A 21,781-nucleotide genomic window follows, 5' to 3' on the forward strand; every position below is an offset into this window, starting at 1 on the left:
CGAGGCCGCGGCACGTGCGACAGTCCTACGCCCCCGCCACCGGCTCCGCAATACCGCCACCCACGCCAACTCCCCTTTCGTGATGGGCCTGTTACGGTCCGCCCCGCCCTCACCACCAGCCCGGGAACCGCCTACCGCTCCGCTACCCGCACCCGCCGCAGCCCCGCCCCGACACCCGTCCTAAGCCCCCACCAGCGGCAGCCCACAAGCCCCCCGGCAGCCCCGCAAGCGCCTAAAACCACCCCCACGGCCCTACGGCCCCTACGGCCTCAACTGTCCCCAGAGCCCCAACGGCCCCGACCGTCCCCACGGTCCCAGCCGCCCCAACCATCCCGACCGTCCCGGCCGTCCTCAAATCAACGACGGCCCCGCCGGTGCCCCCGAGGACTGCGCGGCCCGCTGCAGCGCGCTGGCCAGCAGTGCCAGGTCCGTCGGGCCGTTGCCCAGTTCCCGGAGCGGACGCCGGGCCGGCGGGTCGCCCATCCGCTGCCATTCCAGGGGCACGACGGTCGGCCGCAGCGTGGACGTACGGGGTATCCGCCCGGTCACCCGCCCCGCCTGGAACGGCGTGGACGTGCCGTCCGCCGCGCGGTGCAGCCGACCACGGCCGGGCGGTACCGGCTCGGAGCCGGGCGGCGTCGGCTCGGACGGGTCGGTGGCGTCGCCCAACTGGATCAGCAGGGCGGCCCGTTCGGCGGTCGCGGTGCCTTCCGTGCGATCAGGGTGGCCGGTGGCGGCTATCAGGTGCACGCCCAGCGCCGCGCCGTCCCGGGCCACCGCCTCCAGGGCGCGCACCACGGAACCGGCGGCCGGGCGGCCCATGCTGCCCAACGCGGGGGAGACCAGGGCGTCGAAGTCGTCGACCAGGATGAAGAGCCGGGACATGGGAGCGGCCGGCGGGACGGCCGATGGGGCTGCCGCCGCCTGCGATGCGGTCCGGTCGGGAGCGGTCGAGCCCGCCGAGCCCGCCGAGGCCGCGGACGCCGCCGTGCCGGTCGCGCCTGCCGGGCCCGGCGCGCCGGTCGGGCCTGCGCTGCCCGTCGCGCCTGCGGAGCCGGTGGTCCGGTGGGTCGGCGCATCGCCGAGGGTGCCGGTGGGGTCGGGGCCCTGGGTCGGGGCGGCGCCGGGGCGGGTGCGGAGGCGCAGTGTGCCCGTGCGGGAGGGGTCCGTGGGGTCGGCCGGTGTGCCGCTGCTGTCTTCCTTGTTACGGCAACGATTACGGAGAGTGATTTGTTCCTGGGATTCGTTACTCGTTGTGAAGGGGGAGGGTGGGGTGGAGGGGGTGGGAGTGGCGGATGAATCAGGTGAGGCGGGTGAGCCAGGTGAGCCGGGTGTGGCGGGCGAGCCGGACGGGTTCGACGATCCGGATGAGTTGGGTGATCCGGAAGAGCCGGGCGCGCCGGACGAGCTGAACGGCCCCGATGCGGGGCGAGGCGCGGGAGGGGTGCGATGGGTCGGCGTGGAAGCGGAAGCGGACGCGGAAGCGTTGGCGGCCGAAGCGTTCGCGGTGGAGGTGTTGGCCGTGGAGGCGTTGGCCACGGCGGCGCCGGATGTGCGGGCGCTCGACGTGCGGGCGCTCGACGTGGCGGGGTTGGGGGTGAAGGCGCCGGGCGTCGAGGTGCTTTCGGTGGAGCGGCGCGGGGCGATGATGCGGGGGGCCGGGAGGTGCTTGGTGCGCCACTCGGAGAAGGGGGTGCCGGCCAGTATTTCGGCGCGCCGCTTCAGTTCGGAGGAGAGCGCCTGGGCGAACTCCCGCATCCGCACCGGGTCCGAGGCGGCCAGGTGCGTCGTGACGTGCGGCAGTTCCGTGCAGACCCGCAGGCCCTCGCCGCGTTCGGTGCCGGCGCCGTCCACCAGTACCAGCGACAGCCGGTCCGGGCGGTCCGCGGCGGCCAGCGACGCGGCGAGGGACCGCAGCAGCTCGGTCTTGCCGGTGGCCGCGGCGCCCTCGACGAGCAGATGCGTGCCGTCGGCCGCGAGGTCGGCGACCACCGGGCCGTGCGGTCCGGCGCCCAGCACCGCGGCGGCGCCGGGCCGGTCGGAGTCCTGTGCCGCCGCCCAACGGGCCATCAGGGACGCGGGGGTGGCGCGGGCCAGCCCCAGTTCGTCCAGCAGGCGTGCCGACTCGGGCAGGGGTACCGCGGCGCGCGGCGCGGTCGGTCCGCCCGGTCCGGCGCCCGCTTCGGCCTCGCGCAGCGGCGCCAGTGCCCGGGCGAACCGCTCCGCCCAGGCGACGGAGACCGCGTCCACGGTCGCGACCGTGCCGTTCGGCCCCGAGCCCGGCTGGACCACCCGCAGGGCCGTGGCGACGTCGCCGCTGAGCACGGCCACCGCCCCGCACTCGCCGAACGCGGGTGACGCGTCGCGCGCCGCCTCGTACGTCGCGGCCAGCGGGAAGGCGGGGGAGGCGGCCGGGGTCTCGGCCAGGCACAGCACGTGGATACCGGCCGCCGGGCCGCCGGCGGCCAGCCGTGCGGTGGTTTCGCGCAGCGCCGACGAGCCGGGGTCGCCGTCCACGATCAGCAGGGTGTGCGGCCCCTGGTGGGCGGCGGCGACGGAGGCCACCTCGGCGCGGTCGGCACTGGGCCAGCCGGGGCCCAGTGGGCCGTCGTCCAGCCGTCGCACCAGTTCGGCGGTGCGGGACGCGGCCTGCTCCTTGTCGTAGGCGAGCAGCAGGCGGCAGTCCTGGCCGCGGGCCGGGCGGACGTGCGGCAGCCAGCCCAGCCAGGACCAGTCGGTGATCCGCTCCTCGATGGCGTGTGCCCGGTCGGTGCTGATCAGGACGATCTCCAGCGCCCCGGGGGAGTGCAGCGCGGCCAGCTGCGCGGCGGCGGACCGGGCCAGGCCGACGAGCCGGGTCCGCGGGCCGGCGAGCCCGAGGGCGCCGGCCCGGCGGAGTTCGACGGTGACGGGCGTGACGGTGCGGCCGCCGTCCCGCTCGGCCGTCCCCAGGCGGACGGTGAGTGCGTCCGGGTGTCCCGGGCCGCGCTCCCAGAGCCGGGGGCCGGGGCCGAGCGCGGTGAGCAGGATGGCGGCGGCGTCCGGCCAGCGTTCGTGGGCGGCCGGGCCTACGGGGGCGGGGATACTGCCGGCGGTAGTACCGGACGGGTCGTCGGTGGCTGCCGGCTCGTCGCCGTACGCAGTCTCGGGGGACGGGTCGTACGGCTCCACCGCGGGGCGTCCGCCGGCGAGCCGGCGCGCCCAGGCGCCGATGCCGCCGCGCCGGCCGGCCTTGCGGGTCACCGGGTCGGGCGGGACCAGGTACTGCTGTCCGCCGTGGGTCTGCCCGCCCGCGGGCGCGGCGCCGTGGCCGGGCACCGCGTCGTGGCCGGTGGGTGTCCCGTAGTCCGCCGTGGGATGGCCCGGGCCGTTCCCGTAGGCGGCGTGTGTCGGGGCGTGGGGTGCGTCCGGTGCCGGTCCGGAGCCGGGTGTCGCGGGGGTGTGCGGGTCCGGTGCGTATGCGGCGGGGGCTGGCTCCTGGCGGGGCGCGGCGGGTGCGGCGGGTGGGAACAGGCCGTCCTGGGACGGGCCGGCCGGTCCCGGGGTGTGGGCCCCGGGCGCGTCGAGGGGCTCGTCGGCACCGTGCGGGGCCCACGCGGCGGGGGCGGGAACGCCGCGCAGCGGGGTGTCCCGGCGCCCGGATCCGGCGTCCGGCCGGCTCTCGGGGGCCGCCGGGGCGGTCATCGAGGGGGCGAAGCTTGCCGAGGTGGGGGGCTCGTGGCCGTGGTGGGCGTACAGGGCGCCCGACGTGGTCGCGCCGGTGGCCGTCGCGGCGGGGCTCACCCGGCCGGGGGCGACCCGGAGGTGGCCCTCCCCGTCGGGGGTGGCGTCCAGGGCCGGGTCCGGGGTGCGGGGCGGGGACTGGAGGCGGAGCGCCGATTCGCCGATGCGCAGCAGGGCGCCGGGCGGCAGGGGGACGGCGAGGTCGTGGAGTTCGGTGCCGTCGACGGCGGTGCCGTTGGTGGAGCGCAGGTCGGCGACGTACACCGCGCCGTCGGGCTCGACCGTGACGGCGCAGTGCAGGCGGGAGACGTCCGGGTCGTCCAGGGGGACGTCGGCGTCGGCGGAGCGGCCGATGCGGATCTGGCCGCCGTGCAGGAGGTGCACGCCGCCGGCGTCGGGGCCGGAGACGACGCGGAGCCGTGCGGAGCCGTGCGGCAGGCCGTGCGCGGGGGCGGGGCCGGGGCCCTGGAGGGAGAGCACCGCGCCGTCGATCAGGGGTGGCTCGCCGAGGGCGGCGCGCTGCGGGTCGAGCCGCTCGGTGCCGGCGTAGAGGACGACCGGGGCGCTGCTGCCGGTGCTGCCGACGTCCGCGCCGGTGCCCGCCACGGACGCCGCGAGCGAGCCGGCGACCGTCGCCAGGGCGGTCCCGGCGGGGGCCGTCACGAGGACGTCGCAGGCCCGCGTGGTGTGGCCGCTGCGCGGCCCGAGGACGGTCAGCCGGATCTGCATCGCCGTCAACGGTCCCTTCTGCCGGGAATCCGGCAGGGGCTCCGCTCGCTCCCCCACCGCACCCCGGGCACGTCGGCACGGACATGTCCCATGCACGTCACGACAGTGACCGCGCGCCCCCACCGCGTGCGTGCTGGGATGCATCCTCGCACCTGCCGCTGACAACACGCCCGCCGACCGCCCATTAATGATCTTGATTGGTCGGCCGGCGGCGGAAAACTGCCTACTTACGTGCATCGAACCGGCCGATTTCGCTCATCGGTTGCCGTGGAAGTGATCAGTGGTGGACGGCACCCGGACCGCTGAAGCGGGTTCCGGCCGTGTTGACGCGGACGCCGCGGTTCCCCGTACGGGCCGGGCCGGGCGGCGTCCGGAATACGGGCAACCAACCACCCGGAACCGGCGTCTTCCCGAGGAGCCCCGCGCCGTCCGGCGCACCGAGATGTTTGTGCGACGGCACTACAGTGGGGCGGACGGGCCGCGAGCTGACCCAGCGGGCCAGGCCAGGATCCACCACGACCAGGGAGCGCATGACGTGCGGCCGGTAGGCAGCAAGTACCTGCTTGAGGAGCCGCTGGGACGCGGCGCCACAGGCACCGTCTGGCGTGCCCGCCAGAGGGAGGCGGCGGGTGCCGAGGCCGCCGTCCCGGGGGAGCCCGGCGAAACGGTCGCGATCAAGGTCCTCAAGGAGGAGCTGGCGTCCGACGCCGACGTGGTGATGCGCTTCCTGCGGGAGCGCTCGGTCCTGCTGCGGCTCACCCACCCCAACATCGTCCGGACCCGCGACCTGGTCGTCGAGGGCGACCTGCTGGCGCTCGTCATGGACCTGGTCGACGGCCCCGACCTGCACCGCTACCTGCGCGACAACGGCCCGTTCAGCCCGGTGGCGGCCGCCCTGCTCACCGCGCAGATCGCCGACGCGCTGGCCGCCAGCCACGCCGACGGCGTCGTCCACCGCGACCTCAAGCCCGCCAACGTCCTGCTCGCCGGCTCGGACGGCAGCGGCGAGATGCACCCGATGCTGACCGACTTCGGCATCGCCCGGCTGGCCGACTCCCCGGGGCTGACCCGTACGCACGAGTTCGTCGGCACCCCCGCCTACGTGGCGCCGGAGTCCGCCGAGGGCCGCCCGCAGACCTCCGCCGTGGACATCTACGGCGCCGGCATCCTGCTCTACGAGCTGCTCACCGGCCGTCCGCCGTTCGCCGGGGCGACCGCCCTGGAGGTGCTGCACAGGCACCTCGCCGAGGAGCCGCAGCGCCCCGCCTCGCTCCCCGAGCCGATGTGGACGATCGTCGAGCGCTGCCTGCGCAAGCGGCCCGAGGAGCGCCCCAGCGCCGAGAACCTGGCGCGCGCCCTGCGCACCGTCGCGTCCGGCATCGGCGCGCAGGCCACCCCGGAGCAGGCCCAGGCGGCGCTGGGCGTCGCCGCGCTGCTCGCCCCCGACCCGGACCCCGCCACCGTCCCCGGCACCAGCGACGGCTCCCAGGGGACGGACGCCGCCGCGCCGACCCAGGTGCTGCCGACCAACGCGTCCTCCTACGACCCGGGCGCGGCGACCAGCGTGCTGCCGTCGACCGGTGCCGGTGGTCCCGGGGGCCAGGGCCCGGCGCCGACGCGTGCGATGCCGCCGGTGCCCCCGATGCCGATGGGCGCGCCCATCGGCGGTCCGCCGGAGCCCGAGGGCCCGCACCCGTGGGAGTCCCAGCTGCGGGCCGCCCGCGACCGCAACGACCAGACCCAGGTCCAGTACCTCGACCCGCAGGACGACCCGCTGCGCCGCCGTCCGCAGCGCCGCCCGGCCCCGCAGCAGCCGCCCCAGTACGGCGGGCAGCAGGCCGGGTACGCCCAGCAGCAGCGGCCGCCGGCCCCCCAGCGCCGCCAGGAGCCGCCGCCGCAGCGCTACGAGCCGGCCCCGCCGCCCGCCCGGGAGCCGCGGCCCCGGCGCGAGCCGCGGCAGCGCAGCGCCAACCCGATGCGGATCCCCGGTCTGGGCTGCCTGAAGGGCTGCCTGTTCACCGTGCTGCTGCTGTTCGTGGCGGCCTGGCTGATCTGGGAGTTCACCCCGCTCCAGGAGTGGATCGGGACGACCAAGGGCTTCTTCCAGCAGATCGGTGACGTCTTCGCCAGCGTGCAGCACTTCGTACAGAAGATCGGCGGCTGACGACCCGTACGGACGGAGCGGCGGCGGCATCGTCTCTTTGTCGACTTCCGGCCGGTGAATTCCCGGACAGAAGTGACGGTTGCCGCCATTGGGGGCACTGAACCCTCTGGCGCCCGCGTAGCTTTGACGCCAACCTCAGCCCCCGCAGGACGCTCGGGGGCCCGACACGTCGGAGCAGTCTTGGCACGGAAGATCGGCAGCCGGTACACCGCCCACCAGATCCTGGGGCGCGGCAGTGCGGGCACGGTATGGCTGGGCGAGGGTCCCGAAGGGGCCGTGGCCATCAAGCTGTTGCGTGAGGACCTCGCCTCCGACCAGGAGCTCGTCGGCCGCTTCGTGCAGGAGCGGGCGGCGCTGCTGAGCCTGGAGCACCCGCGTATCGTCGGCGTCCGCGACCTCGTCGTCGACGGCGCCGACCTCGCGCTCGTCATGGACCTCGTCCGCGGGACCGATCTGCGCACCCGCCTGGAGCGCGAGCGGCGGCTGGCCCCGGAGGCCGCCGTGGCCATCGCCGCCGACGTCGCCGACGGCCTCGCCGCCGCGCACGCCGCCCGGATCGTGCACCGCGACGTCAAGCCGGAGAACGTCCTGCTGGACATGCAGGGCCCGCTCGGCCCCGGTGGCGCGCACCCCGCGCTGCTCACCGACTTCGGCATCGCGCGCCTGGTCGACTCCCCGCGCCGGACCCTCTCCCAGCCGCCGGCCGGGGGGAGCTCCGGCCCGCTGCGCTCGGCCAAGGTCATCGGCACTCCCGACTACCTCGCCCCGGAGATCATCGAGGGGCTGCCGCCGCGCGCCTCGGTGGACGTCTACGCGCTGGCCACCGTCCTGTACGAGATGCTCGCCGGCTTCACGCCCTTCGGGGGCGGCCACCCCGGGGCGGTGCTGCGCCGCCACGTCACCGAGAGCGTCGCCCCGCTGCCCGGCATCCCGGACGAACTGTGGCAGCTGCTGCTCCAGTGCCTGGCCAAGGCGCCCGCCTCCCGGCTGCGCGCCCCGGAACTCGCCGCCCGGCTGCGGGAGATCCTGCCCGGTCTGGCCGGTATGCCGCCGCTGGACATCGACGAGCCCGGCGACGAGCAGCCGGCCGACGACCCGGAGGGCGCCCCCACCGGCTCCCGCCAGGAGGCCCACTACCCGCCGGCGGCGCCCGAAGGGCCGCCGCGCGGCGCGGTCCCCCTGGTCCAGGGGGCGAAACCGGACTCCAACCGGGAGACGCACACCAGCATGCGGGTCCCCGAGCCGGACGAACTGGCCGGCGGCGCGCACGGCACCGCCCGCGCCCCGCGGGCCGCGGGGGAGCGCCGGGCGGGCTCGGCCCGGCACCGTTCGTCGCCGGAGGCGGTGCGCCGCCGCCGGATCAAGGTGGTCGGGGTGGCCGCCCTGGTCGTCGTGGCGGCCACGGCCGGCGGTCTGCTGGCCTCGGGCGGCGACGAGGGGGGCGGCGCCACGCCGGGCGTGCACCGGCCGCATCCAGCCCCGTGACCTGGGGCTGGCGCCGCCGCGGGAACCCCGCGCGAGGCGGTCGCCGGCCCCCGCTCCGCCCTCCCGCCCCGGTCCGGTCGCCGGGGCCGGGGCACATTGTCGGTGGCAGCCGTTAGGCTGGGTGCGTGGCAGTCGTCGATGTATCCGAAGAGCTGAAGTCCCTCTCCTCGACCATGGAGTCGATCGAGGCCGTCCTGGACCTCGACAAGATGAGGGCCGATGTCGCCGTGCTTGAGGAGCAGGCCGCGGCGCCGTCCCTGTGGGACGACCCGGCGAACGCGCAGAAGATCACCAGCCAGCTGTCCTACCTCCAGGGCCAGCTGCGCCGGGCCGAGGAGCTGCGCGGCCGCGTCGACGACCTTGAGGTGCTCTTCGAGCTCGCCGAGGCCGAGGGCGACGAGGAGACCCGCGCCGAGGCCGAGAGCGAGCTGACCGACGTCCGCAAGGCGGTCGACGAGCTGGAGGTCCGCACGCTGCTCTCGGGCGAGTACGACGCCCGTGAGGCCCTGGTCAGCATCCGCGCCGAGGCCGGCGGGGTGGACGCCGCGGACTTCGCCGAGAAGCTCCAGCGGATGTATCTGCGCTGGGCCGAGCGCCACGGCCACAAGACCGAGCTCTACGAGACCTCGTACGCCGAAGAGGCCGGCATCAAGTCGACCACCTTCGCCGTCCAGGTGCCCTACGCCTACGGCACGCTCTCCGTGGAGCAGGGCACGCACCGCCTGGTGCGCATCTCGCCGTTCGACAACCAGGGCCGCCGCCAGACCTCCTTCGCGGGCGTCGAGGTGCTGCCGGTCGTCGAGCAGACCGACCACATCGAGATCGACGAGAGCGATCTGCGGGTGGACGTCTACCGTTCCTCGGGCCCCGGCGGCCAGGGCGTCAACACCACGGACTCCGCGGTCCGCCTGACGCACATCCCCACCGGCATCGTCGTCTCCTGCCAGAACGAGCGCTCGCAGATCCAGAACAAGGCCACCGCCATGAACGTCCTCCAGGCGAAGCTGCTGGAGCGGCGCCGCCAGGAGGAGCGGGCCAAGATGGACGCCCTCAAGGGCGACGGCGGCAACTCCTGGGGCAACCAGATGCGTTCGTACGTCCTGCACCCGTACCAGATGGTCAAGGACTTGCGGACGGAGTTCGAGGTCGGCAACCCGCAGGGTGTGCTGGACGGCGACATCGACGGCTTCCTGGAGGCCGGCATCCGCTGGCGCAAGCAGACGGAGAAGTAACCACCGACACAAGCGGACAAACGCCCGCGGAACGTCCCGACAACTGCCTCCCTTCGGGGGGCAGTTGTTTTTTGCGGTGGCGGTTAGGTCACAGTCGTACGTCCATGTATCGCCCGCCTCATGACAATTCAGGCATCAAGCCTTTATTCGGCCTTGACGATGTTCCGAGAACTGGGAAGGCTGAGCGCGGCATGCGTGTGTCATGGGGCGCGTGCAAGAACGGGGAGGCGAATGGCCCGCAGTGAGTGCGCGGCCGTGGCGTGCACACCCCCATCGGTCGTTGCCCCGTGCGGCGGTGCTCCAATGACGAGTTCAGCTACTGGGGGTAGCAGTACATGACGAAGAAGACGCGGCTGCGCGTTGCGCGCATTGCGGCCGGTGCGGTGATCGCGGCCGGTGCGTCGCTCACGGCGGCCGGCGCGGCATCGGCCGCCGAGACGGGTCAGGCTCAGGGCAGTGGCATGGTCTGCAAGCCGTGGGACGTGCTCAAGCTGTTCTGCCACGAGACCGGCGGCGGTAGCTCCACCGGTGGCGAGTCCACGGGTGGCGAGTCCACCGGCGGCGAGTCCACGGGCGGCGACACCACCGGCGGCGAGATCGGCAGCCAGACCTCGGGCGGCCAGACCTCGGGTGGCGAGATCACCGGCGGCGAGACCTCGGGTGGCGAGACCACCGGTGGTCAGACCTCCGGTGGCCAGACTTCCGGTGGCGAGACCACCGGTGGTCAGACCTCCGGCGGTCAGACCTCGGGTGGCGAGACCACCGGTGGTCAGAACTCCGGTGGCCAGACCTCGGGTGGCGAGACCACCGGTGGTCAGAACTCCGGTGGCCAGAACTCCGGCGGTCAGACCACCGGTGGCCAGACCTCCGGTGGCGAGAACACTGGTGGCCAGTCCACCGGCGGCCACTCCGGCGGCCAGACCGGCGGCAGCAGCACCGGTGGTCACTCCGGTGGCAGCAGCACCGGTGGTCACTCCGGTGGCAGCAGCACCGGCGGCGGCAGCTCGACCGGCGGCGACAGCACCGGTACCGGCACCGACAACGAGGGCTCCAAGCCGATCGAGCAGCCCGGTCAGGGCAAGGAGCAGGTCGTCGACACCCCGGGTCAGTCCAAGCAGCAGGCCAAGGGTGGTCAGCAGCTGGCGGAGACCGGTTCGTCCGGCACCACCTTCCTGCTGATCGGTGCGGCCACGATGATCGCCGGCGGTGTGGGCTTCCGGGTCCTGCCCCGTCTGATCAACAAGAACGGCGGCGGCGCGGCGGCTGCCTGACGCTGACGCGGCACACGACGAGGGGCCCGGGACGCACAGCGTCCCGGGCCCCTCGGGCGTCTACGGGTGAGGTTTCACACTCTTCGGACACACTGCGCGACGGCGCCGACACCCTGCGGCGCCGCGGTCGGGTGCGGGCCCTCAGACGGCCTGGCGGAGCAGCACCGCGACCGCGATCAACGCGATCAGCAGGGCCGCCAGCACCACGGGATTGAGCTGGCCGAAAATGCCTGCTTGCTGCTGGAGTCGTTCCCTGCTGGCCCGGCACACGGGGCAGCGGCCCTCGCTCACAGGGGCCGCGCAATTGGCGCACACCAATCGGTCGTACGTCATGCGACCTCCTTACTCACTGCACCAACGCACCGGGAGGCGCGTCGGTTCCCTTACCACTGTGCCAGCTCCGTCGTCGTACGGCGCGCCCCACGGGTCGCCGCCTCCCGTCCGCGCGGAATCCCTCCCTCCCATCCGGCTGGAATTGTGCGCGTTTTGTCCCATAGGCGCCGTGAAGAAACCCACCAACCCCCCGCGACGGCTTCGCCCCCACCCGAGCTTCGCGTAGGGTCACGCTCACCGACGGGAGCCGTGACCGGCAACCCGTGCCCCTACCCAGGTCGACCGTGGTGCATCTGTGATCCGATTCGACAACGTCTCCAAGACCTACCCGAAGCAGAACCGCCCCGCCCTCAGGGACGTCTCCCTGGAGATCGAGCGTGGCGAGTTCGTCTTCCTGGTGGGCTCCTCGGGCTCCGGTAAGTCCACCTTCCTGCGACTGCTCCTCCGCGAGGAGCGCGCCAGCCATGGCGCCGTCCACGTACTGGGGAAGGACCTGGCCAAACTCTCCAACTGGAAGGTGCCCCAGATGCGCCGCCAGGTGGGGACGGTCTTCCAGGACTTCCGGCTGCTCCCCAACAAGACGGTGGGACAGAACGTCGCCTTTGCCCTGGAAGTGATCGGCAAACCGCGCGGGCAGATCCGCAAGACGGTGCCCGAAGTCCTCGAACTCGTCGGCCTCGGCGGCAAGGAGGACCGCATGCCGGGCGAGCTGTCCGGCGGTGAGCAGCAGCGCGTCGCCATCGCGCGGGCCTTCGTCAACCGCCCGTTGCTGCTCATCGCCGACGAGCCCACCGGAAACCTCGACCCGCAGACCTCCGTCGGCATCATGAAGCTGCTGGACCGGATCAACCGCACCGGGACGACGGTGGTCATGGCCACCCACGACCAGCAGATCGTCGACCAGATGCGCAAGCGGGTCATGGAACTCGAGAAGGGCCGGCTCGTACGCGACCAGTCGCGCGGCGTGTACGGCTACCAGCACTGAAAGGACGCCATGCGCGCCCAGTTCGTCCTGTCGGAGATCGGCGTCGGTCTCCGCCGAAATCTCACGATGACCTTCGCCGTCATCGTGTCGGTGGCCCTCTCGCTCGGCCTGTTCGGCGCTTCACTGCTGATGCGCGACCAGGTCAGCACGATGAAGGGCTACTGGTACGACAAGGTCAACGTCTCCATCTTCTTCTGCAACAAGAACGACGCCGAGACGGCCGCCAACTGCGCCAAGGGCGCGGCGACCGAGCAGCAGAAGAACGACATCCTGGCCGAGCTGCGCCGGCTGCCGCTGGTGCAGAACGTGGAGCACGAGACCAGCGACCAGGCGTACAAGCACTACAAGGAGCAGTTCGGCGACACGCCGGTGGCCGGGCTGGTGACGCCCGACCAGCTGCCGGAGTCCTTCCGGGTCAAGCTCAAGGACCCGACGAAGTTCGACGTCATCAAGTCGGCGTTCTCCGAACGGCCCGGCGTCGAGCAGGTGCAGGACCAACGGGACACCGTCGAGCCGCTGTTCCGTCTCCTGGACGGTATGCGGTACGCGGCCCTGGGCGTCATGGGCCTGATGCTGGTGGTGGCGCTGATGCTGATCGTCAACACCGTGCGGGTCTCCGCCTTCAGCCGCCGCCGGGAGACCGGCATCATGCGGCTGGTCGGCGCGTCCAGCTTCTACATCCAGATGCCGTTCATCATGGAGGCCGCCATCGCCGGCCTCATCGGCGCCGTGTTCGCCTGCGTCCTGCTCGTCGGCGGCAAGTACTTCATGATCAACCAGTGGTTGGCCAAGCAGATCCAGGTGGTCAACTTCATCGGCTGGGACTCGGTCCTGGCGGTGCTCCCGCTGGTCCTCCTCATCGGTCTGCTGATGCCCGCGCTCGCCGCGTTCTTCGCGCTGCGCAAGTACCTCAAGGTGTGAGCTTCACCAAGGGCGCCGTACGGTCAACTCACCGTACGGCGCCTTTGTGTCGCCTAGACTCACCGGCATGTCGGGCCCGTGTTCGTACGACCGGCCCCGCCGCATCCGCCGCGGGGCGGCCCTGACGTTGTTCCTCACCGGGGTGCTCGCCGCGGGCGCGGCCACCGGGACCTGGGACCAGGCCGGGGACGTCGCGGAACCCGCCGCCCGCAGCCGCCCCGCCACGGGCGCGGTCGCCGACCGGGCGTCCGTCGAACGGGCCGCGGCGCAGGCCACCGCGGACGGCAAGTCCGGTGCGCAGGCCGCCGCCGACGTCGTCAGCCGCAGCGGCGACCGCTGGTCGGCGGTCTACACCCCCGGCGAATTCGAGGACTTCCAAGCCCAGTTGGGCGGCACCTACGTCGGCGTCGGACTGTGGGTGCGGCAGCAGGGCGGCGGCCGGATCACGGTCTCCCGGGTGCAGCCCGGCGGCCCCGCCGCCCGCGCCGGTATCGCCGTCGGCGACCGCCTCGACGCCGTCGACGGCCGGCCCGCCCAGGGCCGACCGGTCACCGAGACCGTCGCTCGGCTCCGCGGCGACGGCCCTGGGGGCTCCGGCGCCGCCGCCGGCACCCCCGTCCGGCTGGACCTCCGGCGCGGTGCCCGCCAGTGGAGCGTGACCCTGCGCCGCACCCGCCTGCACACCGAGAACGTCACCGTGCACCGCCCGGCCGGCGGCGGCCCGACCCGTATCAAGATCACCGCGTTCGCCAAGGGCACCGGCGCCGCCGTCCGCCGCGCGGTGCGCACCGCCGACCCGCGCGAGGGCCTGCTGCTGGACCTGCGCGGCAACACCGGCGGCCTGGTGACCGAGGCCGTCGCCACCGCCTCGGTCTTCCTCGACGGCGGCCTGGTCGCCATCTACGACGTGCACGGCAGCCAGCGCGCCCTGTACGCCGAGGGCACCGGCGACACCCGGACTCCGCTGGTGGTGCTGGTGGACGGCGGCACGATGAGCGCCGCCGAGCTGCTGTCCGGGGCCCTCCAGGACCGCGGTCGGGCGGTCGTGGTGGGCTCCCCGACGTTCGGCAAGGGCTCGATCCAGATGCCCAGCGAGCTCCCGGGCGGTTCGGTCGCGGAGCTGACCGTCGGCCATTACCGGACCCCGGCCGGCCGGGCGGTGGACGGCGCCGGCATCACCCCGGACCTGATCGTCGAGGACCATGCCGAGAAACGGGCCCGGACAGTATTGAGTGGCCTCGGCACCGGTACGTAGTGCGAAAATGGCCGCACTATGGCTACCAAGGGCAAGGGCAAAGAGAAGGACGACGGGCGCAAGCTCGTCGCGCAGCACAAGAAGGCGCGGCACGACTACCACATTCTGGACACCTATGAGTGTGGTCTGGTGCTGACCGGCACCGAGGTGAAGTCGCTGCGTCAGGGCCGGGCGTCGCTCGTGGACGGATTTGTCCAGATCGACGGCGGCGAAGCGTGGCTGCACAACGTACATATCCCGGAATACGCGCAGGGCACCTGGACCAATCACAGTGCCCGGCGGAAGCGGAAGCTGCTGATGCACCGCGCCGAGATCGACAAGCTGGAGGTCAAGTCCCAGGACTCGGGTCACACGATCGTGCCGCTGGCCCTGTATTTCAAGGGCGGCCGGGCCAAGGTCGAGATCGCACTGGCCAAGGGCAAGAAGGAGTGGGACAAGCGGCAGACGCTGCGCGAGCAGCAGGATCGGCGGGAGACGGACCGGGCGATCTCGGCGGTCCGGCGCCGGCAGCGGGCCTGACGTCACCGGCGGCCGGACCGGGGTTCGCAGCGGCCGCCGGGAATATGCTGGCACCCTCGTGCGTTGGTCACGTACGATGGGGTCACACCCCGCGAGGGTGTGGCACCACCTTGAAAAGAAAACATGGGGATGATCGGTTTCGACAGCGGATGTCGAAGCAGGGGAAGCGAGTCGAGGAAGCGGCAATGATCTCGTAAACCATATGCCGAAACCAATAATCGCCAACACCAAGCGCGATTCCTTCGCCCTCGCTGCCTAAGTAGCGACTTGCGAAGTGTCAGCCCGGGGCTGTTCCCGACCCGGATCCTGGCATCAGCTAGGGGACTTCACTTCTGAACCCGGTCACGGGGTGCAGTAAGGACAACTAACAGTGACTGAGCCCGTCGGAGACTTGTCCGCGTGATCTCCGGGGCCGAGAAAATCGAAGCGGACTGCACTCGGAGAAGCCCTGATTCCACACCGTTGGACGCGGGTTCGATTCCCGCCATCTCCACAATTCCCATGTGATCGAGAGCCCCGCCGTTCCGGACCGGAACGGCGGGGCTTTCGTTTTTCCCGCCCGGGTCCGGCCCGTCCGGTGCCGTCCCTCCGGCCCGTCGGACGGCCGTCAGGACCGCCGGGCCGCGGCTGCCGCGGCCGCCGCGGTGATCGCCAGGGCCAGGGCCGCCGCCGCGGCCGGTACGGCGTACCCGGCGGCGGACGACGGCAGGTGTTCCGCGGCCCAGCCGCCGGTCGCGGAGCCGGCCGCGATGCCGGTCAGTAGTGCGGTCACCGCCAGCGTCGTCCCCTCGTTCAGCCGGCCCGCCGGAGTGCGGGACTGGACCAGGCCCATGCCGGTGACCATGACCGGGGCGGTGGCCGTACCGGCCGTCAGCAGGGCGGCGGCGAGCAGCACCGGCGCGCCCGTGGCGGCGGCCGCCGGCGGCAGGGTCAGCAGGGCGGCCATCGCGGCGACGCAGCCCAGGAAGCGCCGGGCGGGGCGGGCCGCCGCCGGCAGCAGGCCGAGCAGCAGTCCGGTCGCGCCGGACCCGGCGGCCTGGAGGGCGAGCAGCGCGCCGGCCGCCGGGCAAGGAGGCCCGCGGCCGCGAAGGCGCGGGTGCCGGGGGCGGTGAAGATCCGGGCGTACGGGGAGCGCCGGCGGGCGGGGCGGGGGTGTGCGGTCCGGGGCGTCACGGGGCGGGCGGCCAGCAGGAGGATCATGTCCGCCACGGTCGCGGTGCGGCCCGGTGGCCGTCCAACACCTGGACGGGGCGATTGACGCAGTGGTGCGGTGAGTGTCCGGGCGGGGGCGTCCGAGCTGCCGGAACCCGGTGTGCGGGGCCGGTGCCCGGTGTGAGGATGGGGCCGTGCCGTACGCCATCGACCCCCGGCTGCTGCGGGCGTTCACCGCCGTCGCCGAAGAGCTGCACTTCACCCGGGCCGCCGCCCGGCTCTACGTCGCCCAGCAGGCGCTCAGCCGCGATGTCCGGCGGCTGGAGCGGGAGTTGGGGGCCCAGCTGTTCGTCCGGAACACCCGGCAGGTGGCGCTGACCGCGGAGGGCGAGCGGCTGCTGCCGTACGCGCGGCGGGTGTTGGCGGCCCACGAGGAGTTGGCGGCGGCCTTCCGGGCGGAGCCCGCGCGGCCGCTGGTGGTGGACGTGGGAGCGCCGGTCGGGACCGCGTACCGGGTGCTGGAGGAGGCCCGGCGGCGGGTGCCGGACAGCTGCGAACTGGTCGCGCGGTTCCACAGCGGGCTGACCGGTGCCGCCGCGGCGTTGGCGGCCGGGCGGCTGGACGTCTCCTTCGGGCGGTTCGCGGGGCTGCCGGGCCCGGCCCGGACCGGGCTGGTCCACCGGCCGGTCAGGTTGGAGCCGATGGCGGTGCTGCTGCGCGCGGATCATCCGCTGGCCGGTGCGGCCGCCGTGCCGTTGGGCCGGCTGGCCGGCGAGACCCTCTACGCGGCCGCCGGGAACCCGCACACCGCGGAGTGGACGGATCTGGCGGCGCGGCTCTTCGCGGGGCGGGGGATCGCGATGGCGGAGCCGTTCCCGGAGATCGAGGGGGCGGAGGAGTTCGTCCGGGTGGTGCGCAAGCGCGGCTGGTCGGTGCTGGCGAGTACGGAGTTCATCGAGGTGCCGGGGATGGTGCTGCGGCCGGTGGTGGATCCGGTGCCGTTGTCGCCGGTGGGGATGGTGTGGCGGCGGGGGCTGCGGCATCCCGGGCTGGACGCGCTGCGCGCCGCGGCCCGGGAACTGGGCGCCCGGGAGGGCTGGTTGACGCTCCCCGGCGACGGCTGGTGGCTGCCGGCGGCGGACGCCGCGGCGATGGACGTGTCCGCGGCGGGCGCTGAGGGGCCGTAGGATCCCGCCGGGTGCCCGGCGGCGAGGAGCCGCCCGCGACCGCGACGTGATCGATGTCTCTTTACGGGACGCATATCCGTACCCGCGTACAGGCAACCAACGGCACTGAAATTCCTTCCTTACGGAAGGACATCGCGTGCGAACGATGTGTGCGAACAGGACTAGTGGATGGAACAGGGGGGAGTCGTGCAGCGACGTTCCGTGCTCGCGACGACGATGGCCGCACTCGCCTTGACCGTCACCGCCGGGCTGGGCCTGGCCGGCTGCGGCTCGGGGCGGATGGCGGCACTGCACGGCTACTGCAAGACCAAGGGCCTGAGCTGGAAGGTCACCGTCCTCAAGGAGGCGCCGCGCAGCACCCATCGGGAGGCGCGGCTCTCGGTCGTGAACAAGGGCTCGCAGCCGTGCGTCTTCGACGGCTTCCCCACGTTCGCGGTCCACGTCGGCAAGGGGCCGGAGTCGGACGGCAAGGGGCAGGGCCGCACCATGCCGATAGACCTTGCGCGCGGGGGCACGGTGACGACCAGCCTGCGCTACAAGGACCACGGGCCCGGTATGACGCCCGCCGACTGCCTGGTCAGCAATGACGAGGCGGTGGTCGGCGCGCCCCGCGACCACCACCAGAAGGCGATAAAGGTCCGGGACGAGAAGGGCAAGAAGACCCGGATGAACATCTGCGAGCAGACCATCTGGATGGGTCCGCCCGTCGCACCCGCCGGCTGACGACGTCCGGCCGGAACCGGCCGCCCGATCGGCCGTCCGGCGGATTCCGCCGGGCGCGGGTCAGCCGCCCTCGCCGGTCGGGGCGGGCATCCGGGCGCCGGGCCCCGGGACGGTGCTCCGTGCCGGCGGGCCCGGCCGGGCCCGTAACCAGAACTCGGCGGCCAGGGTCGGGGCCAGCGGTCGCAGCGCGCCGGTGTCCGGTTGCAGCGACGTCAGGACCGGACGCAGCGCCTCCGGGCGGATCAGGCCCAGCGCCGCCAGCCGGGAGTCCTCGCACAGCGCGGCCAGCGCCCGGCGGTTCCGGCGCAGCCCGGCATGCAGCTCCGCGCTGTGCACGCGCCGTCCGCCGCGGCCCAGGACCGGGCCGGGCACGGTGCCGCGCATCGCCGCGACCAGCACCGGTTTGCCACCGCCGCCCGGCACCCGGTCCGCGAGCCGGACCGCCAGCGCCGCCTCGATCACCGCGTCGTCCAGGAACGGCGCCTCGTACGCCACGCCGTGCGCCGAGGTCAGCGCGTCGACGCCGCGCACCCGCTCGCCGGCCCGGACCGCGGCGGCGGCCAACTCGTGCTGCGCGCGCAGCGGGTCGAACGGCTCCGGTGCCGCGGCGGCGGCCGCGCGCAGCAGCCGGCGGACCGTGGCGACCGCGTCCGGATGCGCCCAGGGCGGCATCGCCGGGAGCTCCTCCCAGTCCGTCCCGCCGGGCCGGCGGCGGGCGCCGGGGGCGATCCGGTCGGCGCCGGCGGCCAGCCACCGGGGGTAGCAGCGGCCGCCGAGCAGGGTGCGCGCGGTGGCCGGCAGCGTCCAGGGGGCGAGCCGCCGGGCCCGGCGGGCCAGCCGGAGGGCCTCGCGGAGGTCGCCGCGGGCCAGGGAGTTGAGCGCCACCGGCCGGAGCGCGAACAGCTCGTCGCCGCCGATCCCGGCCAGGTGCATCCGGGAGCCGAACTTCGCGACCAGCCGCGCCTGGTGGATCAGCCGGGCGGCCTCCCGGACGGCGGCCAGCGGCCCGGCGGGGTCGGTATGTGCGGGCTGTGCGGGTGGGGTGTACCAGGTGGGGGCGTCGGTGTACGGGAGGGAGAGGTGGCGGCCCTCGTGGCGGACCTGGCTGAGACGGTAGGCGCTGTGGGCGCTCCACAGGGGGTCGTCGTCGGCCGGGTCGCGGCCCTCCCAGGCGGTGGTGATCAGCTCGGTCCCGTCGCGAGCGGCCAGGAAGCACAGGCTGGTGGAGTCCAGGCCGCCGGAGAGGTCGGCGCTGAGGGTGGCCCGGTGCGTCCGGGCGTGCACGGCCGCGCTGAGGGCCTCCCGCACCGCCTCGGCGGCGTCCGGAAGCGGGAGGTCCGGCTCCGGCGGGTGCCACCAGCGGTCCTCGCGGTAGCGGCCGGCCGGGTCGTGGGTGGCGCAGTGGCCGGGCGGTACGGCGTGCACCGCGTGCCAGGGGGTGCGCAGCGTCAGCGGCAGCGGGGCGCCGGGCGCGAGCAGGCGGGTGGCCAGCGCCTCCTCGTCGACCGTGCCGGTCCGCGGGGCGCCGGGCAGGCCGGCGGCGGCCGCCGGGCGGGCCAGTGCGGCCAGGTCCTGCGGGCGGCTGCCCAGCACGGTCAGCCCGGCGAGGTCGGTGCGGTGCAGTTGGCGGACGGCGGAGAGGCTGCCCTGGGCGCGGACCTCGGCGCCCATGTAGGCCAGCAGGAAGAAGCTGCCGGGGAGTTCCTGGCGGAGCTCGGCGAGGTCGTCGAGGCCGCGCAGCCGGCGCAGCAGCCGGGCCAGTGCGCCCGGGGTGGCCGAGGTCGTGCCGAGCAGCACCGCGCAGCGCGGGCCGACCCGCGCGGTGACCAGCTCCTCGCGCTGCCAGTGCCCGACGATCCAGGGGCGGCCGGAGAGGTGGGGGACGGTACGGGTGGCCCGGGTGCGGGGCAGGCAGGCGGCGAGCCGGTCGGCGGCGGGGTGGTCGGGGAACACCAGGAAGTCCACGGGGTTACCGCTCCTTGGCCTCGGGGCTGGGGGAGGGCGGACGGAGGCCGGGGCCGTCCGGCCGCGACCGGCCGGACCGGCCTCGGTGGTGCCGGGGCGGGGAGGCGCCCCGGCAGGGTGATCGCGCGGCGGCGGGGGGATGTCAGGAGCTGTACCGTCCGCCGGTGATCCGCTGCGGTGATCCGCTGCGGTGATCGGTGCATCGCATCCCTTTCCTTCCGGTGTCCGAGGTGCCCGGCATCCCTGCGGGGGTGGGTGTGGCGCCCTGGCAGGGGCGAACGGCCGCCGCCGGACGGGAGGCGCCTCCGCGTCGGCGACGGAACGTGGCGGGCTGGTCACTCCGTGCGTCGGAGGAAAAGGCTGGCAGTGTCCGCGGCACATGCCATTACCCCGTTCGGGTGAACGCGGGGGCGCGTGGTGCACGGCGGCGCACCGCCCCCGCTCCGTACGCCGCGGTGTGCCGCGGTGGCTCACCGCATGCATCCGCACCGCGTGAGCGCAAGGTTTCGCGCTGGTCACGTGCTGCCACAGGGAGGTAACCCGTCGTCCCTAGCGTCGAGGACGGAACCGGTCCGCGGACCGAACCGACCCTTGGGAGGCGCGATGACGGCCGAGACCGCGACGGAGACCGCCGGCACCCGGACTGCGGGTGGCCGGCCCAGGAAGGGGCGGCGCTGGATCGAGCGCTGGGACCCTGAGGACGAGGTGTTCTGGCGGGAGTCCGGGGAGCGCATCGCCCGGCGCAATCTGGTCTTCTCGGTGCTGACCGAGCACATCGGCTTCTCGGTGTGGAGCCTGTGGTCGGTGCTGGTGCTGTTCATGGGCCCGGAGTACGAGATCGACCCGGCCGGGAAGTTCTTCCTGGTGGCGGTGCCGACGCTGGTGGGGGCGGTGCTGCGGGTGCCGTACACCTTTGCGGTGGCGCGGTTCGGCGGGCGCAACTGGACGGTCTTCAGCGCGCTGCTGCTGGTGGTGCCGGCGGTCGCGGCGGCGGTGGCGATGAGGCCGGGGACGTCGTACGGGGAGTTCCTGGCGGTCGCCGCGCTGGCCGGGGTCGGCGGCGGGAACTTCGCCTCGTCGATGACCAACATCAACTCCTTCTATCCGCTGCGGAAGAAGGGCTGGGCGCTGGGGCTGAACGCCGGCGGCGGCAACCTCGGGGTGCCGGTGGTCCAACTGCTGGGGCTGCTGGTCATCGGCACGGCGGGGGCGGCCCGGCCGCGGCTCGTGCTCGCCGTGTACCTGCCGCTGATCGTGCTCGCGGCGCTGCTGGCCGCGCTGCGCATGGACAACCTCGCGCCGGTGGCCAACGACACCGGCGCGGCCGTCGAGGCGGCCCGGGACCGGCACACCTGGGTGATGGCGCTGCTCTACGTCGGGACTTTCGGGTCGTTCATCGGCTACAGCTTCGCCTTCGGGCTCGTCCTGCAGAGCCAGTTCGCCCGGACGCCCCTCCAGGCGGCGTCGCTGACCTTCATCGGGCCGCTGCTGGGGTCGCTGGCCCGGCCGGCCGGCGGCTGGCTGGCGGACCGGTACGGCGGCGCGCGGATCGTCCTGGGCAACTTCGCGGCGATGGGCCTGGCCACCGGGGTGGTGCTGGCCGCCTCGGCGGTGCGCTCCCTGCCGCTCTTCCTCGTCGGGTTCACCGCGCTGTTCCTGCTGACCGGCCTGGGCAACGGCGCCGCGTACAAGATGATCCCGGGCATCTTCCTGGCCCGGGCGCACCGCCGGGGGCTGACCGGTGAGGCGGCCGCGGCGTCCGGGCGGCGGCTCTCGGGGGCCGCGATGGGGCTGATCGGGGCGGTGGGCGCGCTCGGCGGGCTGGGCATCAACCTCGCCTTCCGGGAGGCGTTCGCCGCCACCGGCTCCGGGGTGCCGGCGTTCGCCGCGTTCCTGGCGTTCTACGTGGTGTGCGGGGTGGTCACCCGGGCGGTGTACCTGCGCCGCCCGGAGCGCGGGCCGGCCGCCGCGGACGCGGACGGGGCGGCGCGCCGCCCCGTGTACGCCGACGTCTGAAAACCGCGCCCCAGGAGGCGCGGCCGTAACAGGAGGGAAATACTGGCGCACCGGGTCTGTCATGTGCCGTTGGCAGGCTCGACACCTTGCGCGGGTGCGCCGGAACCGCGGCGACACCCGG

At 74.1% G+C, this 21,781-nt stretch carries 15 protein-coding genes and 1 other RNA gene; 12 read left to right on the forward strand and 4 right to left on the reverse strand.

Annotation, left to right across the window (positions count from 1 at the left end):
* Nucleotides 1-351: 351 nt before the first annotated feature.
* Nucleotides 352-4,452: an FtsK/SpoIIIE domain-containing protein gene (locus tag CG747_RS27845; protein ID WP_100604599.1), complete on the reverse strand. Its 4,101-nt coding sequence runs from the start codon at nt 4,450-4,452 to the stop codon at nt 352-354.
* A gap of 535 nt (nt 4,453-4,987) precedes the next feature.
* Between CG747_RS27845 and CG747_RS27850 the strand changes: the two genes are divergently transcribed.
* The 4 genes from CG747_RS27850 to CG747_RS27865 all read left to right on the forward strand — a co-directional run bounded on the left by CG747_RS27850 (nt 4,988) and on the right by CG747_RS27865 (nt 10,604).
* Entirely contained in the window at nt 4,988-6,616 is a 1,629-nt protein-coding gene (locus CG747_RS27850) for a serine/threonine-protein kinase (RefSeq protein ID WP_100604600.1), read from the forward strand.
* Between the two features lie 180 nt (nt 6,617-6,796).
* A complete protein-coding gene (locus CG747_RS27855) occupies nt 6,797-8,101 on the forward strand; it encodes a serine/threonine-protein kinase (protein ID WP_100604601.1) in 1,305 nt (434 codons plus the stop codon).
* 125 nt (nt 8,102-8,226) lie between these two features.
* Nucleotides 8,227-9,333: a peptide chain release factor 2 gene (prfB, locus tag CG747_RS27860; protein WP_100604602.1), complete on the forward strand. Its 1,107-nt coding sequence runs from the start codon at nt 8,227-8,229 to the stop codon at nt 9,331-9,333.
* 335 nt (nt 9,334-9,668) lie between these two features.
* Complete coding sequence (locus tag CG747_RS27865; RefSeq protein WP_100604603.1) at nt 9,669-10,604, forward strand: LPXTG cell wall anchor domain-containing protein; 936 nt, start codon at nt 9,669-9,671, stop codon at nt 10,602-10,604.
* A gap of 141 nt (nt 10,605-10,745) precedes the next feature.
* Here CG747_RS27865 and CG747_RS27870 read toward each other — a convergent pair whose 3' ends face one another.
* On the reverse strand, nt 10,746-10,937 hold the full coding sequence (locus tag CG747_RS27870; RefSeq protein ID WP_100604604.1) for a hypothetical protein: 192 nt from the start codon (nt 10,935-10,937) through the stop codon (nt 10,746-10,748).
* 295 nt (nt 10,938-11,232) lie between these two features.
* Between CG747_RS27870 and ftsE the strand changes: the two genes are divergently transcribed.
* The 5 genes from ftsE (at nt 11,233) to ssrA (ending at nt 15,113) form a co-directional block, all read left to right on the forward strand.
* Nucleotides 11,233-11,922 (forward strand): cell division ATP-binding protein FtsE, encoded by a 690-nt coding sequence (gene ftsE, locus CG747_RS27875; protein ID WP_100604605.1) that lies wholly within the window; start codon nt 11,233-11,235, stop codon nt 11,920-11,922.
* 9 nt (nt 11,923-11,931) lie between these two features.
* On the forward strand, nt 11,932-12,843 hold the full coding sequence (ftsX, locus tag CG747_RS27880; RefSeq protein WP_100604606.1) for a permease-like cell division protein FtsX: 912 nt from the start codon (nt 11,932-11,934) through the stop codon (nt 12,841-12,843).
* A 67-nt stretch (nt 12,844-12,910) separates the two neighbouring features.
* Nucleotides 12,911-14,098 carry a S41 family peptidase gene (locus CG747_RS27885; RefSeq protein WP_100604607.1) on the forward strand — a complete coding sequence of 396 codons (1,188 nt, stop codon included), beginning with the start codon at nt 12,911-12,913 and terminating at the stop codon, nt 14,096-14,098.
* An 18-nt stretch (nt 14,099-14,116) separates the two neighbouring features.
* A complete protein-coding gene (gene smpB, locus CG747_RS27890; RefSeq protein ID WP_100604608.1) occupies nt 14,117-14,617 on the forward strand; it encodes an SsrA-binding protein SmpB in 501 nt (166 codons plus the stop codon).
* A gap of 125 nt (nt 14,618-14,742) precedes the next feature.
* Nucleotides 14,743-15,113, forward strand: a transfer-messenger RNA (tmRNA) gene (gene ssrA / locus CG747_RS27895).
* A gap of 111 nt (nt 15,114-15,224) precedes the next feature.
* Here the strand turns inward: ssrA and CG747_RS27900 are convergent.
* Nucleotides 15,225-15,563, reverse strand: coding sequence for a hypothetical protein (locus tag CG747_RS27900; protein ID WP_374701824.1), 339 nt, complete (start codon nt 15,561-15,563; stop codon nt 15,225-15,227).
* Between the two features lie 400 nt (nt 15,564-15,963).
* Between CG747_RS27900 and CG747_RS27905 the strand changes: the two genes are divergently transcribed.
* Complete coding sequence (locus tag CG747_RS27905; protein WP_100604712.1) at nt 15,964-16,956, forward strand: LysR family transcriptional regulator; 993 nt, start codon at nt 15,964-15,966, stop codon at nt 16,954-16,956.
* 186 nt (nt 16,957-17,142) lie between these two features.
* A complete protein-coding gene (locus tag CG747_RS27910) occupies nt 17,143-17,679 on the forward strand; it encodes a DUF4232 domain-containing protein (protein ID WP_257980791.1) in 537 nt (178 codons plus the stop codon).
* 60 nt (nt 17,680-17,739) lie between these two features.
* Here the strand turns inward: CG747_RS27910 and CG747_RS27915 are convergent, their stop codons facing one another.
* On the reverse strand, nt 17,740-19,644 hold the full coding sequence (locus tag CG747_RS27915) for an asparagine synthase-related protein (protein ID WP_257980792.1): 1,905 nt from the start codon (nt 19,642-19,644) through the stop codon (nt 17,740-17,742).
* Nucleotides 19,645-20,247: 603 nt separating this feature from the next.
* Between CG747_RS27915 and CG747_RS27920 the strand changes: the two genes are divergently transcribed.
* Nucleotides 20,248-21,660, forward strand: coding sequence for a NarK/NasA family nitrate transporter (locus tag CG747_RS27920; RefSeq protein WP_100604609.1), 1,413 nt, complete (start codon nt 20,248-20,250; stop codon nt 21,658-21,660).
* The last annotated feature ends 121 nt before the right edge of the window (nt 21,661-21,781 follow it).

The organism is Streptomyces sp. CB02959 (assembly GCF_002803155.1).
GTDB lineage: Bacteria > Actinomycetota > Actinomycetes > Streptomycetales > Streptomycetaceae > Streptomyces.

Excerpts from the sequence above, each read along its gene's own strand:
- CG747_RS27845 (WP_100604599.1), bottom strand. The coding sequence starts at position 4,452 with ATGCAGATCCGGCTGACCGTCCTCGGGCCGCGCAGCGGCCACACCACG.
- CG747_RS27865 (WP_100604603.1), top strand. The coding sequence starts at position 9,669 with ATGACGAAGAAGACGCGGCTGCGCGTTGCGCGCATTGCGGCCGGTGCG.
- CG747_RS27870 (WP_100604604.1), bottom strand. The coding sequence starts at position 10,937 with ATGACGTACGACCGATTGGTGTGCGCCAATTGCGCGGCCCCTGTGAGC.
- ftsX (WP_100604606.1), top strand. The coding sequence starts at position 11,932 with ATGCGCGCCCAGTTCGTCCTGTCGGAGATCGGCGTCGGTCTCCGCCGA.
- CG747_RS27885 (WP_100604607.1), top strand. The coding sequence starts at position 12,911 with ATGTCGGGCCCGTGTTCGTACGACCGGCCCCGCCGCATCCGCCGCGGG.
- smpB (WP_100604608.1), top strand. The coding sequence starts at position 14,117 with ATGGCTACCAAGGGCAAGGGCAAAGAGAAGGACGACGGGCGCAAGCTC.
- CG747_RS27900 (WP_374701824.1), bottom strand. The coding sequence starts at position 15,563 with ATGGCCGCCCTGCTGACCCTGCCGCCGGCGGCCGCCGCCACGGGCGCG.
- CG747_RS27920 (WP_100604609.1), top strand. The coding sequence starts at position 20,248 with ATGACGGCCGAGACCGCGACGGAGACCGCCGGCACCCGGACTGCGGGT.